This window comes from Mucilaginibacter sp. Bleaf8, assembly GCF_018390515.1.
Classification (GTDB): domain Bacteria; phylum Bacteroidota; class Bacteroidia; order Sphingobacteriales; family Sphingobacteriaceae; genus Mucilaginibacter.
In genome coordinates this window covers 274,682-289,295 of sequence record NZ_JAHBBK010000002.1, presented here as the reverse complement: position 1 = coordinate 289,295, position 14,614 = coordinate 274,682, and the positions used below count along the sequence as shown (strand labels likewise).

Below are 14,614 nucleotides of genomic sequence, written 5' to 3'. Positions count from 1 at the left end.
CTTGTAAACAAAAATTTCGCCGTCATCTGACGGCTGCAAGTTTAGTTCATCCTTATATTACTGTTCGTCGAGAATTCCGCTTTTAACAGCATATACTGCCAAACTAACTGAATTGGACGTATCAGTTTTTTCCAACAAATTTTTCCGGTGACCTTCAACAGTCTTTGTGCTTAAGAACAATTTTTCTGCTATTTCCATTGTGGTTAAGCCGTTACAAATAAGTACCAATACTTCGAGTTCTCTTTTGGTAAGAGGGTTTTCACCATATCTTGTAGCTGATTTGCGGTTATAATTACCTTTAACGCCGTTTAACATGGCCGCTGCAACCGTATCGGTAAAATAAAAGCCGTTGGAATATACTGTTTCAATTGCTTTTTGTAAGGTTTCTTTATCTATATCTTTCGGTAAATAACTTCGTGCACCGGCTTTCATCATATAAAAAATATAATTATCGGCCGTATGCATTGTCAAGGCAATAATTTTCACTTCCGGAAATTTTTGTAAAATTTGTTTGCAGCCGTCTATTCCGTCCGTGCCTGGAATCTCAATATCCATTAATATAACATCAGGCGTTTGCAGTTCCAGTTCTTTCAGCAATTGTGGGTAACTTTCTGCTTCAAAAACAGGTTTAAAATGCTTAATCCGTCCTAAAATTTGCAATACTCCCTGTCTGAACAATTTATGATCATCTACGATAGCTATTTTAATTCGTGCAACTTGGCTAACTGCATTATTTCCGGCCTTCTCCACCATGTAAAGGAATATTTATTTCGATAACTGTGCCCTTGTTTTTTTCGGATGCTATTTTTAAAACAGCCTGCATGGCCGCTATTCGTGTTTGTACGCTCTTAATACCTATTCCTGCCTGTTTAAGATCGGCAATTCTAGTAGTGTCAAAGCCGCAGCCATCATCTTTAACGGTAACGAATATGCTTTCATCTGTTTGATTTAGCCTTATAAATAGGCTTTTTGCATTTGCATGTTTTATTACATTGTTGATCAGTTCCTGTAAAATTCGATATATGGCAAGTTCATAATCAAAATTAAGCTTAAACTTTGCGTCACAAATCATATCAATTGCTAAGATATTTCCTGCAGAAAGCAGGTTTACCTGGTATTGCAATGCATCTGCCAATCCGAATTTTGTTAACACAGACGGAAAAAGATTATTTGCAATAGTTCTAACATCGCTTATAGTATTACTTAAGCCATCTTTAATACCCGAAATTAGCTGATCGCTTTCTGGATCATTTTCCGGAAGTTGGTTAACCAGCATTTTAATTGCTGAAAGAGAGGAGCCAATTTCATCATGCATATCCTGCCCAATACGTATTCTTTCTTTCTCCTGAACGGTGATGCTTAAGTTAAGCAACTGTCTTTGATAATCGTCTTTGGCTTTTTGTAAACGGCGTTGCTCTTTAAGCAGCCTCTTTTGGTATATAACAAAAAATGTAACAATAGCAATTGCCAGCAACAGCATGACAACAATACTTCCGAAAATTAAACTTTGTAATTCAGTTTCTTTGGGATAAGGCACACTGTTAAGGTATAAAAGATGTATAAAAGTACATTAAATATAGAATGAGTAAACCAAATCAGGTTAAAGAAATGCAGCGAAAAAGATTGAATATAGTTGCTGAAAATAAAGATCACTGAATTTGCTGAAAAATAAATAAACAGACCGGTAGATAACCAAAACATTGGTTGACGTTCCAAGTGTGTTTCTATGAGTGTGCTTAGGTTTTTATAGTAATAGCACATTACCAATAGCAATATCAGCACACCTTCTGTAAAATGAGGAAGTGCACTCAGGTCACCTTTAGGTGCCATCAGCCAATCAACAAATACATAAATGGTAAACAAAAGCGTTACAAACGGCATTAACCGGGCAACAGTCATTTTTTTAAGTTCGAATTTATATATCCAGGTAAGCAAAGCAAATTCTACCGGTATAAAAATGGGCCATAAAAAATGATTGCTGATTTTAAGAAAATACAAAATATGGCCAATGGCCTCCGTAAAAAAATCAAAGAAAATCAATATAGCCAAAGAGCGCCATGCTTGTTCCATTTTTTTGTATTGTATGATAGCTGCTGAAAATGGCACTACCACAACCACTGATGAATAAATTAAAAAGGTTTGCCAAACACCATTCATAATAACGGATCATTTAATCTTCATTTACACTGCAGAAGTTTGTATATTCATCTATATCAGTTAGCGACATATTAAAACATGTCGATCTAAAATCACTGTTGTTAATTGTTTGAGGGTGGCGTTGGAAGAGAAAGATCATAAAAAGAATTAACTTCTTCATCGTCTTCTACAGTAGAAGTTTTATGTTTAGTAACAAGTTCTACACCAGCCAAAACTAATCCGAATGTGCGGCTCCAGGCTGGCTGGTCAAACACATTATGTATAATGTGTTTGTGTACCGCAGGTAATATAACTACATCATAATTTTCTGTGCGCGTACCCGGGGGGAATAACGAATACATAAAATCAGACATTAAGTAGTTATATCCGGTAAGGTATCCATAGTTTGTTAAAAATAATTCGCTCAAATATTCCGGCTCTTTTGGAGAATGATCACATATAATTTTCCACTCACCTATCCATTCTTTGGCAAGACGGCTTGAAATGAAGTTGCCAATGCCTTGTATCGGCTTCTTGCGCGGCAAAATGATGGTATCATTGTACTGTGGCTTACCTATGTGATAGGCCGAGCATCTTTTACCAAGGCTATCAATGGCATATAATATTATCGTAAAAGTTGGAGAGGTTATTTCATATGGCTGATATTGGTCAACTATAGCAAACCTCGCATTAATATTTTTAACCCCAACACATGACAATAAATTTTGAACGGTTGCACCATTATAATAAATCTGTGCCAGCATCAGGAAACAGTTGCCGTCATTATTATTGAAAAAGTCCCAAGGCATTTCACTGCTCGCAACCTGTTTGGCCCATTCAAGTGTATATTTTTGAAATTCAAACTCTGAGATGATGTGAAAGTCTTTCAAACCAGGGAGTTCGGCAACTGAATGATTGTGATTGTTCATGATGATAAAGCGAATAAATAAGTTGATTAAAAATTTTCGTGTTAACTATAAGGATAATACAACCTTGTAAGCAGATTTACAGACGTTCATTGAACCGCCTTTTCTTACAATTAAACACCGAAAAGATAAAAAATAGTAGTTGTAAATTCACGTTCCAGTTAATAGAAATTTATTCTTTAGTTACAATATTACCATATAGGTAATCTTTTTACTTCCTCACATCCTTTAAATTTCCATGCAAGGGTTTACCCTTAGCACTTTAGGGGGTTGCCCTTATTTATGTAAACCCGTGTTTACGCTCTGAAAACGAGTTTTTGTAAATCCTTCCTTTGATATATAAAATATCAGCTAAATGAATTCATCGGTAGTAACATATAAACTTAAACCTTACACAGTTATTGAGTTTATTGCGTCCAATAGTGACTGCGGCGCCTATAGCAATGCAGGAGAAAATGCCTTTGTTACTTTACTAAAGGTTAATATAGAATCAAATTATCGTGACGCTAATTTCGGCGTAGTTGAACTGGCCGGATTAATGCAGATGAGTACATCAAGCCTAGCCCGTAAAGTTTCTGAAATTACAGGGTGTGCGCCTGCTAAACTTATACTTGAACACCGTTTGCAAATGGCCTGTTACCTACTGTCAAAGAGCGATGAACCAGTGAAAAACATTGCATGGCTTACCGGCTTTCACGCCCATGCAAGCTTTTCACGCTGTTTTACAAAAGCGTATAACATGAGCCCGTCCGAATACAGGGAAGCGCAAGATATTAATAAGCACTGGGCGGTGTATTGGAGGGTACCTATCAGTATGCCCGAAGCTATAGTTTTATTAAATCATGCCAGGCAATACAGTTGGTTGCATAAACTTTTGATCTTTGCTTTATCTGAAAAACATAATCACACAGAGTCAATACCTCAGTTGTGTAAATTGTTAAATACAACTCCATCTACCTTAAACCGCAAATTAAAAGGGCTTTATCCCATTACTTCGGCTAAGCTGATACGGGACCTGAGATTACAATATGCTTCTGAATTACTTTGCAGTTCGGCTACCATTACAGAGGCGGCTGTAACTGCCGGTTTTTTTGACCATTCGCACTTTTGCCATAGTTTTAAAAATGCTTTCGGAACATTTCCGTCACTATACAAATTGAAAGATAAAGGCGAAATGCCGGTATCGTGGCTTAAAAATAATCTGTTGGAGGAAATGGTAAAATGATTGCCTGTTTTATACAAGGCATGGGTAGCAACATACATTAAATTTGTATTAAACAACAGTATATGAACTCTTTACAGGTTACATTTCAAAGCATGGCCGTATCTATAGGGATAGCAATGCATAATGCGAGTACAAACCAACGCAACGGACAATTGGTAGCTAATGCCTGCCTGTCTGTTTGCTGCAAAAGAATACTCGAAAGCCAAATCAAAACATAGCCCTCCGCATAAAGAGCCACAATTAGCTTGATAGAGACAGTATAAAACAAATTGCTCAACTAAACGAATTTATCATGCCATATACAAGTTTAACAGCATCAGACAGCAGCATTACCCCACAAATTATGCAGGACGAAGGTACAATGAAAGCGTACCAGTCTATAGCGCAATCAACAGCGTTAGCTGTTCAGGATGCGGTTGATAATTTAAGAAATATAAACACCATCAGTTCAACAGCGATTGGCGTTGCTATGGCTCAAATGCTGGCAGTGCCCGAAAAGGCGGGAGAATACACCACAATTGTAACAAGTGCACAAGAGATAGCTACAGCTGCAGCTGCAAATTTCTTGCTCATTGGTCAAAATGCCTCAACCGTGCTTAGTGGGTTCCCATCTAAATAAAACCAGGTTTTAACCATAATATCAAATAAGATGATATACATCAGCGGCCAACAGCTTAATTCGGTAGAAGCACTAAGTGCAAGAGCTCAATCGGTGCTTTCCATGATTTCGGGGGGGCAAAAATGGCTTACCTGGAGCATGTCAAATGCAACCGGAACAGCTATAAATACGATGAATGAAAATGAATTGCTACAAATGATACAGCAGGGTTTGTATGCAGATGAATACATACGCTTCAATACCTTCAGGGCCAGTATTAATAAGATCCTGTCAATGCCGGATAACGATATTGCACAGCTTGCAGCAATACGTCTAACCAACAACGATAATGAAAATGACTTGGCTCCGCTCCTGCAGAGAAACAGTTTGCTGACCTATACAGATATTATGTTAGCCGATGGATTGGTAAAGTCGCTGATGACCGGTCGCCCCGATCTTTTCCAGGCCTTAGGTTTTGATGAAATGCTACAGCTTGCTGCATATGTAAAAGATCAGCAAAATGCAGACGCCGATTTACAGTCAAGATCACACTCGTTTGCACAGGAGAAGGCAGCTACTATATCAGATTTTATTAATTTATCCCTTTATTACCAATATAGCCAGCAAAACATTGTTAGCAGCAATTTAATTGAACAAACCCAAAACGGCGAAATTGCTTTAATATACGCACAGCTTGAAGAGGTGATTGAACCTTATTTATTTACGCCCAGCCTGGGTGTTGCAGCAAGTGGCAATACATTGATACAAGCTGTTACTACCTTAGCCAATGAGCCGGGCTTTATTGGTTACATTACCCCTACTTCGGCAATACTTAATTTAACCAGAAACATTACTGTTAACGGCTCGGCAGGTGCAGATTTAGCTGTCAGTATTAACAACTATCTAACCACAGTAAAAAACCAGATCAGAGGAGCGCAGACATCCACAATAACACTTTCTCAAAACGGCCGGATATTAACCCTCACGTTTGTGTCGGGGCAATCGCAGGTAGTGTTGGGGGCAGATCAGAACGGAGTAATATATCTGTTACCAGAAACCAAGGTTTATTCCAATTAACATAATAATCATATGTCAAACGATTTTATATTATCATCAATAACCGACGTTCAGCAACTTTTGCGCGGAACTGCAAATTCACAATCTGTTGCCATGTTGAACAATGTGATGGCCGAAACTATAGGCATGTCAATGCATAATGCAGTAACGGCACAGCATAATGCACAAATGTTAAACTCGGCCACAACCACCTCAACATGTGCCCGCATACTTTCGGTAATGGGCATACAGTCGCCACCACCAAAGCCCGCGCCACCTGCTCCTGCTGATCTTTCGGGCAGCACAACAACGTCAGGTACAAGTAATACTACTCCCTCAACTACTGTTCAGACAGTAACAACGCCCACGGCAACCGTAGTTACCAGTACAACACCCGGCAATACGTCTGATCAGGCAGGCAGCACAAGCAGCGGTGTACCGGCTAACAACTAATTCATTTTGGAAACATAAGTAGTACGCACAATGGCATCAACTGTAAATAGCCAAATTACCGATTCAATTACAGAAGCAGGTTTGGAGGTAATTGGCAACGCGCCTGCCATATCTATAGGCAACTTTTACCAGGCCACGGCCCAGGCGCTGGCCAACGCCGCACACAATGCCACCGTTGCCCAGCAGCAGGCCAATATCTTAGGGCAAGCAGTAACTGCCCAGGGTGTGGCACTTATTTATTCGATAAAAATCTAAATACATAAACTTAAAATTAAACAACTATGGCTTTTCCAACCGCAGTAAACAGTCAAATCACCGATTCGGTAACACAAGCAAACACACAGGTACTGGGCCTGGCACCGGCAACAGCAATGGGCAATTTGCTCCAGGCAACGGCACAGGCTTTAGCCAACGCAGCCCACAATGCTACCACCAGTCAGCAACAAAGCAACATTACGGCACAAGCAGCCACTACGATGGGCGTAACTACATTGTATTCTATAGATACATCGTCTGATGCCGTAGGCACCAAACAAATTTACGCTTAACAATTAACACCATTTTATAACCTTAAAAGAAAACAATTATGGCTTTTCCAACATCAGTAAATGATCAAATTACCGACTCAGTTTCACAAGTAAACACCAAAGTATTGGGCGACTCGCCCGCTATGGCAATGGGTAACCTTTTCATGGCAACCTCACAAGCCCTGGCTAATGCCGCTCATAATGCAACTGCTGCACAACAGCAAACCAACATTACTGCACAGGCAGCTACAACCTCGGGTATAACCACGTTGTACTCTATAGACACGTCGTCTGACGCGGTGGGTACAAAAAAGATTTTCGCATAATAACTAACCGGATTAATTAACCACAACAGTAAAAATCATGGCTTTTCCAACCGCAGTAAACAGTCAGATCACCGATTCGGTATCAGAAGTAAACACCAAAGTATTAGGCGACTCGCCCGCTATGGCAATGGGTAACTTTTTTATGGCTACCTCGCAAGCGTTATCCAATGCGGCCCATAATGCCACGGCCTCGCAGCAACAAACTAACATGACCGGGCAGGCGGCCACCACCACGGGTGTAACCACCTTATACTCAATTGATACAGCTTCTGATGCTGTAGGCACCACGAACATCTATCAATAACAATATTAACGTAAAACATAAAATTTTATGGCTTTTCCAACCGCAGTAAACAGCCAGATCACCGATTCGGTGACACAGGCAAACACCAAGGTACTAGGCGATGCGCCTGCAATAGCCATGGGCAACCTTTTTCAGGCAACAGCCCAGGCTTTAGCCAATGCAGCACATAATGCCACCACCAGCCAGCAACAAAGCAATATAACCGCACAAGCAGCAACTACGATGGGTGTAACCACACTGTACTCCATTGATACAGCTTCTGATGCTGTAGGCACCAAGCAGATTTACACACCGGGTAAAGTACTAGGGCAATAATAATACAATCATTTAAACATTAAATAAAATCTTATCATGGCTTTTCCAACTTCAGTAAACGATCAGATTACCGATTCGGTAACCCAGGCAAACACCAAGGTACTGGGTGATGCACCTGCTATTGCAATGGGCAATTTATTCCAGGCCACGGCCCAGGCGCTGGCCAATGCGGCACACAATGCCACCACCAGCCAGCAGCAAAGCAATATAACCGCACAGGCTGCCACCACTATGGGCGTAACTATGCTGTATTCTATCGATACCGCATCTGATGCGGTTGGCACTAAACAAATCTTCGGTTCATAAGATTTCAACAAGCAGATATGCGTCTTTAATGCCGTTAATGAGCAATACCGCAAAGCGGTATTGCTCTATTCAGGAAATTTTAATAATTACATTTCATGACACAGCAAGTAGATACGCCCGGCATGGATGCAGGGAATTCCGTGCCCCAACAACTAACCCCGGCCCAGCAGGCCCGGCAAAATATGCAGCAGCAGATAAGCGATTTGAAACAGCAGATTCTGACCATTCAACAACAGGCGCTGCAAACCATGCAGGCGCAGGTGGATAATGCCTTTAAATCATTAACGGCCGATAGTTTACAAATTATGAGTGAACAGACACAGCCTGCGCAACCAACTGCTGCACCTGCTACAGGTACGCCTACTTTTCCAACAACACCATCGTTGGCAAATGTACAGCAAACCATGGCATCCACCATTGAGGCCGCAATGCAAACGGCCCAGCAAACGGTGCAAAACACTGATAATGCCATGAATGACATCAGCCGCATAAATACGCAGCAGGCATAACTAATTACTCACCCAAAATGAAACAACGAAATGGCACAGGTTATTTTTAATCCAGGAGACGTGGTAAAGCTGGTTTCTGGCGGGCCGGCAATGTCTGTATCCAGGCCAGCTAATGGCCTTGTTGTATGTGTTTGGTACGATGAACAAGCAAAAAAATTTGATCACATTACCCTGTCGCCGTCAGTGCTCATCAAAACAACCGCACCAATACCGAGCGGACTGGTTAGCCAGTCGCAATTTGGAAACCAATCTAAATAAAAACGGCTATGAATTATTACAACTTCTATGATATTGTCACCAGATGGTGTGACGCTAAAGGCGGCGATTTTACCTTACTTTCTGACCTTAGAGGTGGTTGGGAATCTTGGGCCCAAACGGATCTATCTATGTTTATAAAGAAAATGGCGTTCCAGCCGAGAGGCTTTTCACGTGAGGCGGTATCTGGTACTGTAACGGCCAATTTATTACAGAATAATAATAAAACAATGCTAAGTCCGGGTTTTGCAAAGTTGAATCAAAAAGCAGATCTGATTTTTGACAGCGGCACGCCGGAGATACTCCTGGTAGAGTTGAAGTGCGAATCGACAGGAAACCGGTGGAAATTTAATCCAGGCTTACGCAATGACGTTGAAAAACTAAAAGGATGCGGTGTTATGGGCCGTAGAATTGCCGTTGGCATATGTGTTTCTCAAGAATATGTTCAAGAGGCTACCAGGGACGGGTTTCAGATTCTATGGCAAAAATCGGGTGCTACCTGTTTGGTTTATCCTTTTCCATATGGTAACGAAAGCACGAGTACTAACGGATTCAAACAGAGCACCTTGCCTCCGTTATTACCAATAAATATTTTTGGCAATCAAAACCCCTGGCCCGCCAATTTTCAGTATGTTACGCCCATGTTCGGGTCTCCGCAAGGGCCAATCAACCCGTTTAACTGATCAACTTTTGAACTGCATGCCTATTCACAACATGTTTTAATTTAACGACGGTTGTAGTAATAATAAACATAAACACAAGTGCTGAGGCCGATGCAGCAAAACATACAAATGCCTTAAAAATTAACCTTATGCCACAGCTAACCCAAGCTATTATAAATGTCTTAAATAACTATGTCCAGGCAAGCCCTGGGGCTACCATACAGGTAGCTACTTTACCTGATGGGTATATGCCTGACAATGTTTCCTGTTGGAAATGGGCGCTTTTTGGTTTACTGGATAATATCAATTATAACCAGCAAAACACATCTACTATCATTCACAGGCCCGCAAACGCTTTTGACACCATATTGCTGGGTATCAATCCAGATCCGGCTTCTTATTGGTCGCAAGAGGAAATTTTACAAACCTTAATGCAGGCACATCAATACGTAAATCAGTTTCAACCTTATGCCCTACATAGCCAGGATGACTGGGTTAACTGGAGGCAGTTCCGGGAACAAGCCATGACTTGGGTATGTAATAACATTTGCACTGGACTAGGGTATATACAACCAAACCAGCCACCTAACTATAAGCTGGTTATGCATTATGACGATGCCGGTGAAGACGGAATACCATACGGCCCTAATGAAACGCATTGGTGGATAGAAGTGCCCCTTCAAAACGGTAACTATGTTTGTATCGAAACATTTCCGCAACCTTCCGACGTGAAGCCAACTTTGCAGTTCAGGTTCAATCAGCGTTATGCGGACTTCGGAAATATTACTACGCTATTAAGTGATCTTAATGAAGCGCATGTTGATCTGCTTAGTTACTTCGTAAATAACGGGCAGTAACGTATTTCATCCAGCAGTTTAACTGAAAATCTTTTCAACGTAAACCTGCTATTATCAATAATAACAAGGAGTTTAGCAAATTTAATGTTTCTTGAAAATGCTGTTCATAGGTTTTGCCAATCCAGAATCATTACTGGCAATGGCAGGTATAGTCGCCATTCTCTTGTCGTTTTTCCTACTGGGCAAATGGACGCTTTTACTTCGCGATGATGTTAGCGGCGATCCAAAAATTATCAATGCCGCCAATATTAGTTTAATTAAAATTAAAACAAACATAACGTCTCCTTACAGTTTATCCAAAGTACAATTGGGGTTGTGGACGGTGGTTATTTCCTGCTCGTACCTATACCTTTCCCTGTTTGAAGGGGATTGCTCCGAAGCGAAGATAAACCAAACGGCACTTGTTGTTCTTGGGATATTCTCAGGCACGGCTGCTATCACAAAGATCATAGATAAACGCGAAATAGGCGATGATAGACCCAGGCATCAGAATTCGCCGTCTGGTGGCTTTTTTTACGATATTCTATCAGATGATAGTGGCATTAGTATTCATCGTTTTCAGCACGTAATCTGGACTATTGTTGGCATGGCTGTTTATCTTTATAAAGTAGCACAGATTACTAAAGGCTGTATTTTACCTGAGTTAAGCGACACGTTACTTACCTTAATGGGTATCAGTAGCGCTACATTTGTAACCATGCGATCTCAGGAAAACGATGAAAAAAACCAACAGCCTGTTGTTAACACAGTAACAAATTATAAAAGTCATCAACCGGCAGATGGTAATAATAGCATACCGGAAGTCAACAGTACGATTAAGCCTGTACCAGATGCAAAAGCCTCACCAACTGATAATACGTCTACAGGTGCTGACTTGCAAGCCGGCGGTAATTCACCGATAAAAGATTATAAGCAAATGAAAATCAATTCTGTAGCTAAAACTCAGGAGACGTCTACAAACGTTCCCGTTCCTGATAATTTAAAAGCACAAACTGATTATTCATCAAAAGCAAACTTCGGCGGTTCATCTGATTTTTACGGCTAGTTCTTGAACTATCGTATCATTAAAAAACATAATGCACAACGTATCATGCAAACACTTAACCTTAACTCAACCGGCAGCGAGGTACAACTGCTTCAGCGCGCACTTTCATTTTTAAATTACCCGCTTACTATTGATGGTAATTTCGGGCCAGGTACGGAGGCCGCTGTAAAACGATTCCAGTCAGACAAGGGCTTAACACCTGATGGTATTGCAGGACCTAAGACATGGGCTATACTTGACCACCTTGCACCACAAGGCATGGATATAAGTCATTTTAACAGTGACATTGAGTGGGAAAAGCTTTCGCCGCATATACAGTTTGTTCATTGCAAAGCCAGTCAGGGTGCCGGTTTCAAAGATCCGACGCTGAAAGGCAATATGGCTGCCATAAAGCAACAAGGACTGATTTTTGGTGCATACCATTTTTTAACGTTTCAGGATGCGGCAAGCGCGCAGATGGCTAATTTCGAATCATGTGGTATAGATTTTTCAGCTGCCGGTAACCTCCCGCCGGTACTTGATATCGAGTGGCAGGTTGGCAGCAACACGTCCGAATCTCAGTCGCTCAATCAATATATATTAAACAATAAAACTGCCTGTGTTGAATTGATACAGGATTGCCTTACGCAACTCGCTAAACAAACCGGACGTACACCAATGATTTATACATCGAAGGAGTTTTGGTTCGAGTATTTCAACGGCGTTACAGATTTTTCGGTCTATCCTTTATGGGTATCTGCTTACCAATCTGCTTTGCCAGGGCTTTTTGCACGCTGGAACAATTTTACCATATGGCAATATTCGGGCGGAAGCATTACTACGGGTACTGCTAATAAAGTAGACCTGGATATTTTTAATGGGAACTCAACAGCGCTAAAAACTTTTGCGTTGCTGTAACCAATTAAGGTGGAGACATGAGAACAAACCAGCTTGTGTTTAAGCATACAAAATTATTGACGTTGATTTTTTCTGCAGTTGTCTCTCTTGCCCTTAGTTGCAGTGTTACGCTGATCGGCCCCTATGACGAGGTAACAGATTATGGTATTCAGGAAGTTCAGGGCGAAATATTTGTGGTACTGGTTACTATCAAAAAAAATCTCATCAATAACCAGGGACAGGATAATGCTTACCTAAATTTCAAAGCCACTTATAATTTAATAGAAGGCAGAATAGAAAATTTGAGTATACGTTCCAGCACTCTACCTAAATATTCGTTAATTGTGCAACAATTAACCGCACTGCAAAACAGTGTAGAAGATTTGGAACGGATACACCAAATTGGCCTCAATACCAAAGCAGATACCAGCGTTATAAATACTATTGAAAATGCATTCAGTGTGCAGTTCCGCAGCATGATTGTATTGCAAAATGGTTTAAAGCGCAAAATAAGATAATTACCCAACGTAATGGCATTGTTAGACGCTCAGGCACTTCTCGAAAAAATGATTCCGGCTGCAAAAGATAGCTTAGGACATGAATGGGACATGGTTAGCGAGCTTGCTGTTAGTTCACTAACCACGCTATCACAAAACATAACCAACATTAGTGAAATGGCGGCTCACGGAACCATTTCGGTGGAAAAAGCGCAATTGATGACGGACATGCAGAAATCAGCCTTCAAAACTTTACTACTGAGCGAGGAAGGCTTGGGTTTACTTGCTGTTGAAGCTGCGCTCAATGCAGTGATTAAAGTTATCCGGAGTATTGTAAATACCACTATTGGTATTGCCATATTGTGATTTATTTAATGCAGATGTTTACACGAGCAACATATAATTCGAGTTTTTTATCGAAAGCCCTTTCAGTTAATTATGCCCATGTACTGATAAATTCTAAGCTCCAGAAGGCTCACTCGAATCAACTAACAGCTGTTATTTATTCAAAAACAACAGCGGCATCATAAACAATTCTTACTCCTAAATTTACTTTAAAGCATATTAGAGGCGAAATTAACCAGTAATTTAGTGCATTCAGCAAAGTTCAACCACCTCTTCTGTAGCCTTGTAAACACCCCGTCACCTGCTTTTCTCCTAGCACTTTGCATAGTATTTGTGGTGGAGTAGAACCCCGGCCCAGCCGCGAAAGTCCATTAGGACTTATTTAGTGTCAATCCGGCCGATCGGATGATCATGATCGCTAAACCTCTTGCTTAGCGCTTCCCAAGCGGTTGATTGCTCATCGAATATACTTTTCAGATAAGCCCAGGAAAGCGACCGTACCGCGTCAACCCGATCCGGATCCTCATCCGTTGTTTCCCTGACCAGATACCCGGAAATGCCGCCCAACATGTGTTCACCACCAAACAATGTGATTAATGTATCTGCCCCGGATGCAAGTTGATAAACCTCAGTAAACCACTCCGGCCCGCGAACCGTTAACGGGGAATGGTCCTGATCTCCAGCAACTACCATTATTGGCTTGGTCAATCCTGTAAAAGTTTGCTCAAGATACGGAAAATGGTTCTTGCCGAACTGGCTTAAGGCATCGCCGCCGCTTCCGCCTGCACTTAACAGGATACCAGCTTTGATACGCACGTCTGACATGTCATCGTCCAATGATCCGTCAGGTTTTATCACTCTGGCACCTAACAGCATCCCAACAGTATGTGCACCGAAAGAATGACCGGCGGCAGCGATACAACTACGATCCAGGCGGCCTACCAGACCAGGTACAGCACTTTCAATATAATTGAGTTGATCCAGAATGCACTTCATATCGGCTACCCGTTGTCGCCAAGCCGTAGCTGACCTTGGATTGGCCAGGTAAGCTTTTACGGCTTCTTGGTGGTCTGTATGGTGGTAGCTCGCTAAGGTTCTGGAATCGAGAAACGTAGGCTGGATAACCACAAAACCACGTGCTGCCCAATAGTGGACGAGTGGTGCATAAGCATCCATTGAAGAAGCAAAACCATGTGCGAAAAGGACGATGGGAAGATTATCCCCAATGACTGGCGCAGATACCCGCACTTGCAGATCATGTTCCCGCCCAGCTGTCGATAATCTGATAGGTGCAACAGAGATAATCGGACTTTGGGCTATAATATCGCTACGTTCAAGGCATTTTTTTTCTGAAGACATAATATCTATTTTTTTTATGCAGACAAATTTATTACCG

General features: G+C 41.3%; 24 protein-coding genes. 19 read left to right on the top strand and 5 right to left on the bottom strand.

Annotated elements, in window-relative coordinates; genetic code table 11:
- Positions 1-57 precede the first annotated feature (57 nt).
- The 4 genes from KHS38_RS10200 to KHS38_RS10185 form a co-directional block, all read right to left on the bottom strand.
- Positions 58-753, bottom strand: a complete 696-nt coding sequence (locus tag KHS38_RS10200) for a response regulator transcription factor (protein ID WP_213488460.1) — start codon at positions 751-753, stop codon at positions 58-60.
- On the bottom strand, positions 731-1,537 hold the full coding sequence (locus KHS38_RS10195; protein WP_213488459.1) for a sensor histidine kinase: 807 nt from the start codon (positions 1,535-1,537) through the stop codon (positions 731-733). Before KHS38_RS10195 ends, KHS38_RS10200 begins: the two co-directional genes overlap by 23 nt.
- Complete coding sequence (locus tag KHS38_RS10190; RefSeq protein ID WP_213488458.1) at positions 1,501-2,157, bottom strand: hypothetical protein; 657 nt, start codon at positions 2,155-2,157, stop codon at positions 1,501-1,503. The genes KHS38_RS10195 and KHS38_RS10190 overlap by 37 nt, the downstream gene beginning before the upstream one ends.
- A gap of 101 nt (positions 2,158-2,258) precedes the next feature.
- Positions 2,259-3,065 (bottom strand): hypothetical protein, encoded by an 807-nt coding sequence (locus KHS38_RS10185; RefSeq protein ID WP_213488457.1) that lies wholly within the window; start codon positions 3,063-3,065, stop codon positions 2,259-2,261.
- 352 nt (positions 3,066-3,417) lie between these two features.
- Between KHS38_RS10185 and KHS38_RS10180 the strand changes: the two genes are divergently transcribed.
- The 19 genes from KHS38_RS10180 (at position 3,418) to KHS38_RS10090 (ending at position 13,239) form a co-directional block, all read left to right on the top strand.
- Positions 3,418-4,287 carry a helix-turn-helix domain-containing protein gene (locus KHS38_RS10180; protein ID WP_213488456.1) on the top strand — a complete coding sequence of 290 codons (870 nt, stop codon included), beginning with the start codon at positions 3,418-3,420 and terminating at the stop codon, positions 4,285-4,287.
- Between the two features lie 62 nt (positions 4,288-4,349).
- Positions 4,350-4,505, top strand: coding sequence for a RebB family R body protein (locus tag KHS38_RS22515; RefSeq protein WP_213488455.1), 156 nt, complete (start codon positions 4,350-4,352; stop codon positions 4,503-4,505).
- 74 nt (positions 4,506-4,579) lie between these two features.
- Complete coding sequence (locus KHS38_RS10170) at positions 4,580-4,906, top strand: RebB family R body protein (RefSeq protein WP_213488454.1); 327 nt, start codon at positions 4,580-4,582, stop codon at positions 4,904-4,906.
- A gap of 30 nt (positions 4,907-4,936) precedes the next feature.
- Positions 4,937-5,962 (top strand): hypothetical protein, encoded by a 1,026-nt coding sequence (locus tag KHS38_RS10165; protein ID WP_213488453.1) that lies wholly within the window; start codon positions 4,937-4,939, stop codon positions 5,960-5,962.
- A gap of 12 nt (positions 5,963-5,974) precedes the next feature.
- The gene (locus tag KHS38_RS10160) at positions 5,975-6,394 is read left to right on the top strand and encodes a RebB family R body protein (protein ID WP_213488452.1); all 420 of its coding nucleotides are present in this window, start codon (positions 5,975-5,977) and stop codon (positions 6,392-6,394) included.
- A 30-nt stretch (positions 6,395-6,424) separates the two neighbouring features.
- Positions 6,425-6,649 carry a RebB family R body protein gene (locus KHS38_RS10155; RefSeq protein ID WP_213488451.1) on the top strand — a complete coding sequence of 75 codons (225 nt, stop codon included), beginning with the start codon at positions 6,425-6,427 and terminating at the stop codon, positions 6,647-6,649.
- A gap of 26 nt (positions 6,650-6,675) precedes the next feature.
- The gene (locus KHS38_RS10150) at positions 6,676-6,942 is read left to right on the top strand and encodes a RebB family R body protein (RefSeq protein ID WP_213488450.1); all 267 of its coding nucleotides are present in this window, start codon (positions 6,676-6,678) and stop codon (positions 6,940-6,942) included.
- A 38-nt stretch (positions 6,943-6,980) separates the two neighbouring features.
- Positions 6,981-7,247, top strand: a complete 267-nt coding sequence (locus tag KHS38_RS10145; RefSeq protein ID WP_213488449.1) for a RebB family R body protein — start codon at positions 6,981-6,983, stop codon at positions 7,245-7,247.
- Between the two features lie 37 nt (positions 7,248-7,284).
- Positions 7,285-7,551, top strand: a complete 267-nt coding sequence (locus tag KHS38_RS10140) for a RebB family R body protein (protein ID WP_213488448.1) — start codon at positions 7,285-7,287, stop codon at positions 7,549-7,551.
- 27 nt (positions 7,552-7,578) lie between these two features.
- Positions 7,579-7,866 carry a RebB family R body protein gene (locus tag KHS38_RS10135; protein ID WP_213488447.1) on the top strand — a complete coding sequence of 96 codons (288 nt, stop codon included), beginning with the start codon at positions 7,579-7,581 and terminating at the stop codon, positions 7,864-7,866.
- A gap of 36 nt (positions 7,867-7,902) precedes the next feature.
- Positions 7,903-8,172: a RebB family R body protein gene (locus KHS38_RS10130; protein WP_213488446.1), complete on the top strand. Its 270-nt coding sequence runs from the start codon at positions 7,903-7,905 to the stop codon at positions 8,170-8,172.
- 95 nt (positions 8,173-8,267) lie between these two features.
- Entirely contained in the window at positions 8,268-8,681 is a 414-nt protein-coding gene (locus KHS38_RS10125; protein ID WP_213488445.1) for a hypothetical protein, read from the top strand.
- Positions 8,682-8,711: 30 nt separating this feature from the next.
- On the top strand, positions 8,712-8,939 hold the full coding sequence (locus tag KHS38_RS10120; protein ID WP_213488444.1) for a YodC family protein: 228 nt from the start codon (positions 8,712-8,714) through the stop codon (positions 8,937-8,939).
- Positions 8,940-8,947: 8 nt separating this feature from the next.
- Complete coding sequence (locus tag KHS38_RS10115; protein ID WP_213488443.1) at positions 8,948-9,619, top strand: hypothetical protein; 672 nt, start codon at positions 8,948-8,950, stop codon at positions 9,617-9,619.
- Between the two features lie 128 nt (positions 9,620-9,747).
- The gene (locus KHS38_RS10110; protein ID WP_213488442.1) at positions 9,748-10,455 is read left to right on the top strand and encodes a hypothetical protein; all 708 of its coding nucleotides are present in this window, start codon (positions 9,748-9,750) and stop codon (positions 10,453-10,455) included.
- A gap of 91 nt (positions 10,456-10,546) precedes the next feature.
- Complete coding sequence (locus KHS38_RS10105; protein ID WP_213488441.1) at positions 10,547-11,500, top strand: hypothetical protein; 954 nt, start codon at positions 10,547-10,549, stop codon at positions 11,498-11,500.
- Positions 11,501-11,545: 45 nt separating this feature from the next.
- Positions 11,546-12,397 carry a GH25 family lysozyme gene (locus KHS38_RS10100; protein ID WP_213488440.1) on the top strand — a complete coding sequence of 284 codons (852 nt, stop codon included), beginning with the start codon at positions 11,546-11,548 and terminating at the stop codon, positions 12,395-12,397.
- A gap of 56 nt (positions 12,398-12,453) precedes the next feature.
- A complete protein-coding gene (locus KHS38_RS10095; protein ID WP_213488439.1) occupies positions 12,454-12,894 on the top strand; it encodes a hypothetical protein in 441 nt (146 codons plus the stop codon).
- A 12-nt stretch (positions 12,895-12,906) separates the two neighbouring features.
- The gene (locus KHS38_RS10090) at positions 12,907-13,239 is read left to right on the top strand and encodes a hypothetical protein (protein ID WP_213488438.1); all 333 of its coding nucleotides are present in this window, start codon (positions 12,907-12,909) and stop codon (positions 13,237-13,239) included.
- A 357-nt stretch (positions 13,240-13,596) separates the two neighbouring features.
- On the opposite strand, the gene KHS38_RS10085 is transcribed toward KHS38_RS10090, so the two are convergent.
- The gene (locus tag KHS38_RS10085) at positions 13,597-14,577 is read right to left on the bottom strand and encodes an alpha/beta hydrolase family protein (RefSeq protein WP_213488437.1); all 981 of its coding nucleotides are present in this window, start codon (positions 14,575-14,577) and stop codon (positions 13,597-13,599) included.
- Positions 14,578-14,614: the final 37 nt, after the last annotated feature.

Coding starts and splice junctions, on each gene's coding strand:
- KHS38_RS10125 (WP_213488445.1), top strand. CDS start 8,268: ATGACACAGCAAGTAGATACGCCCGGCATGGATGCAGGGAATTCCGTG.
- KHS38_RS10085 (WP_213488437.1), bottom strand. CDS start 14,577: ATGTCTTCAGAAAAAAAATGCCTTGAACGTAGCGATATTATAGCCCAA.
- KHS38_RS10120 (WP_213488444.1), top strand. CDS start 8,712: ATGGCACAGGTTATTTTTAATCCAGGAGACGTGGTAAAGCTGGTTTCT.
- KHS38_RS10140 (WP_213488448.1), top strand. CDS start 7,285: ATGGCTTTTCCAACCGCAGTAAACAGTCAGATCACCGATTCGGTATCA.
- KHS38_RS10150 (WP_213488450.1), top strand. CDS start 6,676: ATGGCTTTTCCAACCGCAGTAAACAGTCAAATCACCGATTCGGTAACA.
- KHS38_RS10200 (WP_213488460.1), bottom strand. CDS start 753: ATGGTGGAGAAGGCCGGAAATAATGCAGTTAGCCAAGTTGCACGAATT.
- KHS38_RS22515 (WP_213488455.1), top strand. CDS start 4,350: ATGAACTCTTTACAGGTTACATTTCAAAGCATGGCCGTATCTATAGGG.
- KHS38_RS10165 (WP_213488453.1), top strand. CDS start 4,937: ATGATATACATCAGCGGCCAACAGCTTAATTCGGTAGAAGCACTAAGT.
- KHS38_RS10170 (WP_213488454.1), top strand. CDS start 4,580: ATGCCATATACAAGTTTAACAGCATCAGACAGCAGCATTACCCCACAA.
- KHS38_RS10145 (WP_213488449.1), top strand. CDS start 6,981: ATGGCTTTTCCAACATCAGTAAATGATCAAATTACCGACTCAGTTTCA.
- KHS38_RS10160 (WP_213488452.1), top strand. CDS start 5,975: ATGTCAAACGATTTTATATTATCATCAATAACCGACGTTCAGCAACTT.
- KHS38_RS10155 (WP_213488451.1), top strand. CDS start 6,425: ATGGCATCAACTGTAAATAGCCAAATTACCGATTCAATTACAGAAGCA.
- KHS38_RS10110 (WP_213488442.1), top strand. CDS start 9,748: ATGCCACAGCTAACCCAAGCTATTATAAATGTCTTAAATAACTATGTC.
- KHS38_RS10130 (WP_213488446.1), top strand. CDS start 7,903: ATGGCTTTTCCAACTTCAGTAAACGATCAGATTACCGATTCGGTAACC.
- KHS38_RS10115 (WP_213488443.1), top strand. CDS start 8,948: ATGAATTATTACAACTTCTATGATATTGTCACCAGATGGTGTGACGCT.
- KHS38_RS10100 (WP_213488440.1), top strand. CDS start 11,546: ATGCAAACACTTAACCTTAACTCAACCGGCAGCGAGGTACAACTGCTT.
- KHS38_RS10185 (WP_213488457.1), bottom strand. CDS start 3,065: ATGAACAATCACAATCATTCAGTTGCCGAACTCCCTGGTTTGAAAGAC.
- KHS38_RS10135 (WP_213488447.1), top strand. CDS start 7,579: ATGGCTTTTCCAACCGCAGTAAACAGCCAGATCACCGATTCGGTGACA.
- KHS38_RS10180 (WP_213488456.1), top strand. CDS start 3,418: ATGAATTCATCGGTAGTAACATATAAACTTAAACCTTACACAGTTATT.
- KHS38_RS10190 (WP_213488458.1), bottom strand. CDS start 2,157: ATGAATGGTGTTTGGCAAACCTTTTTAATTTATTCATCAGTGGTTGTG.
- KHS38_RS10090 (WP_213488438.1), top strand. CDS start 12,907: ATGGCATTGTTAGACGCTCAGGCACTTCTCGAAAAAATGATTCCGGCT.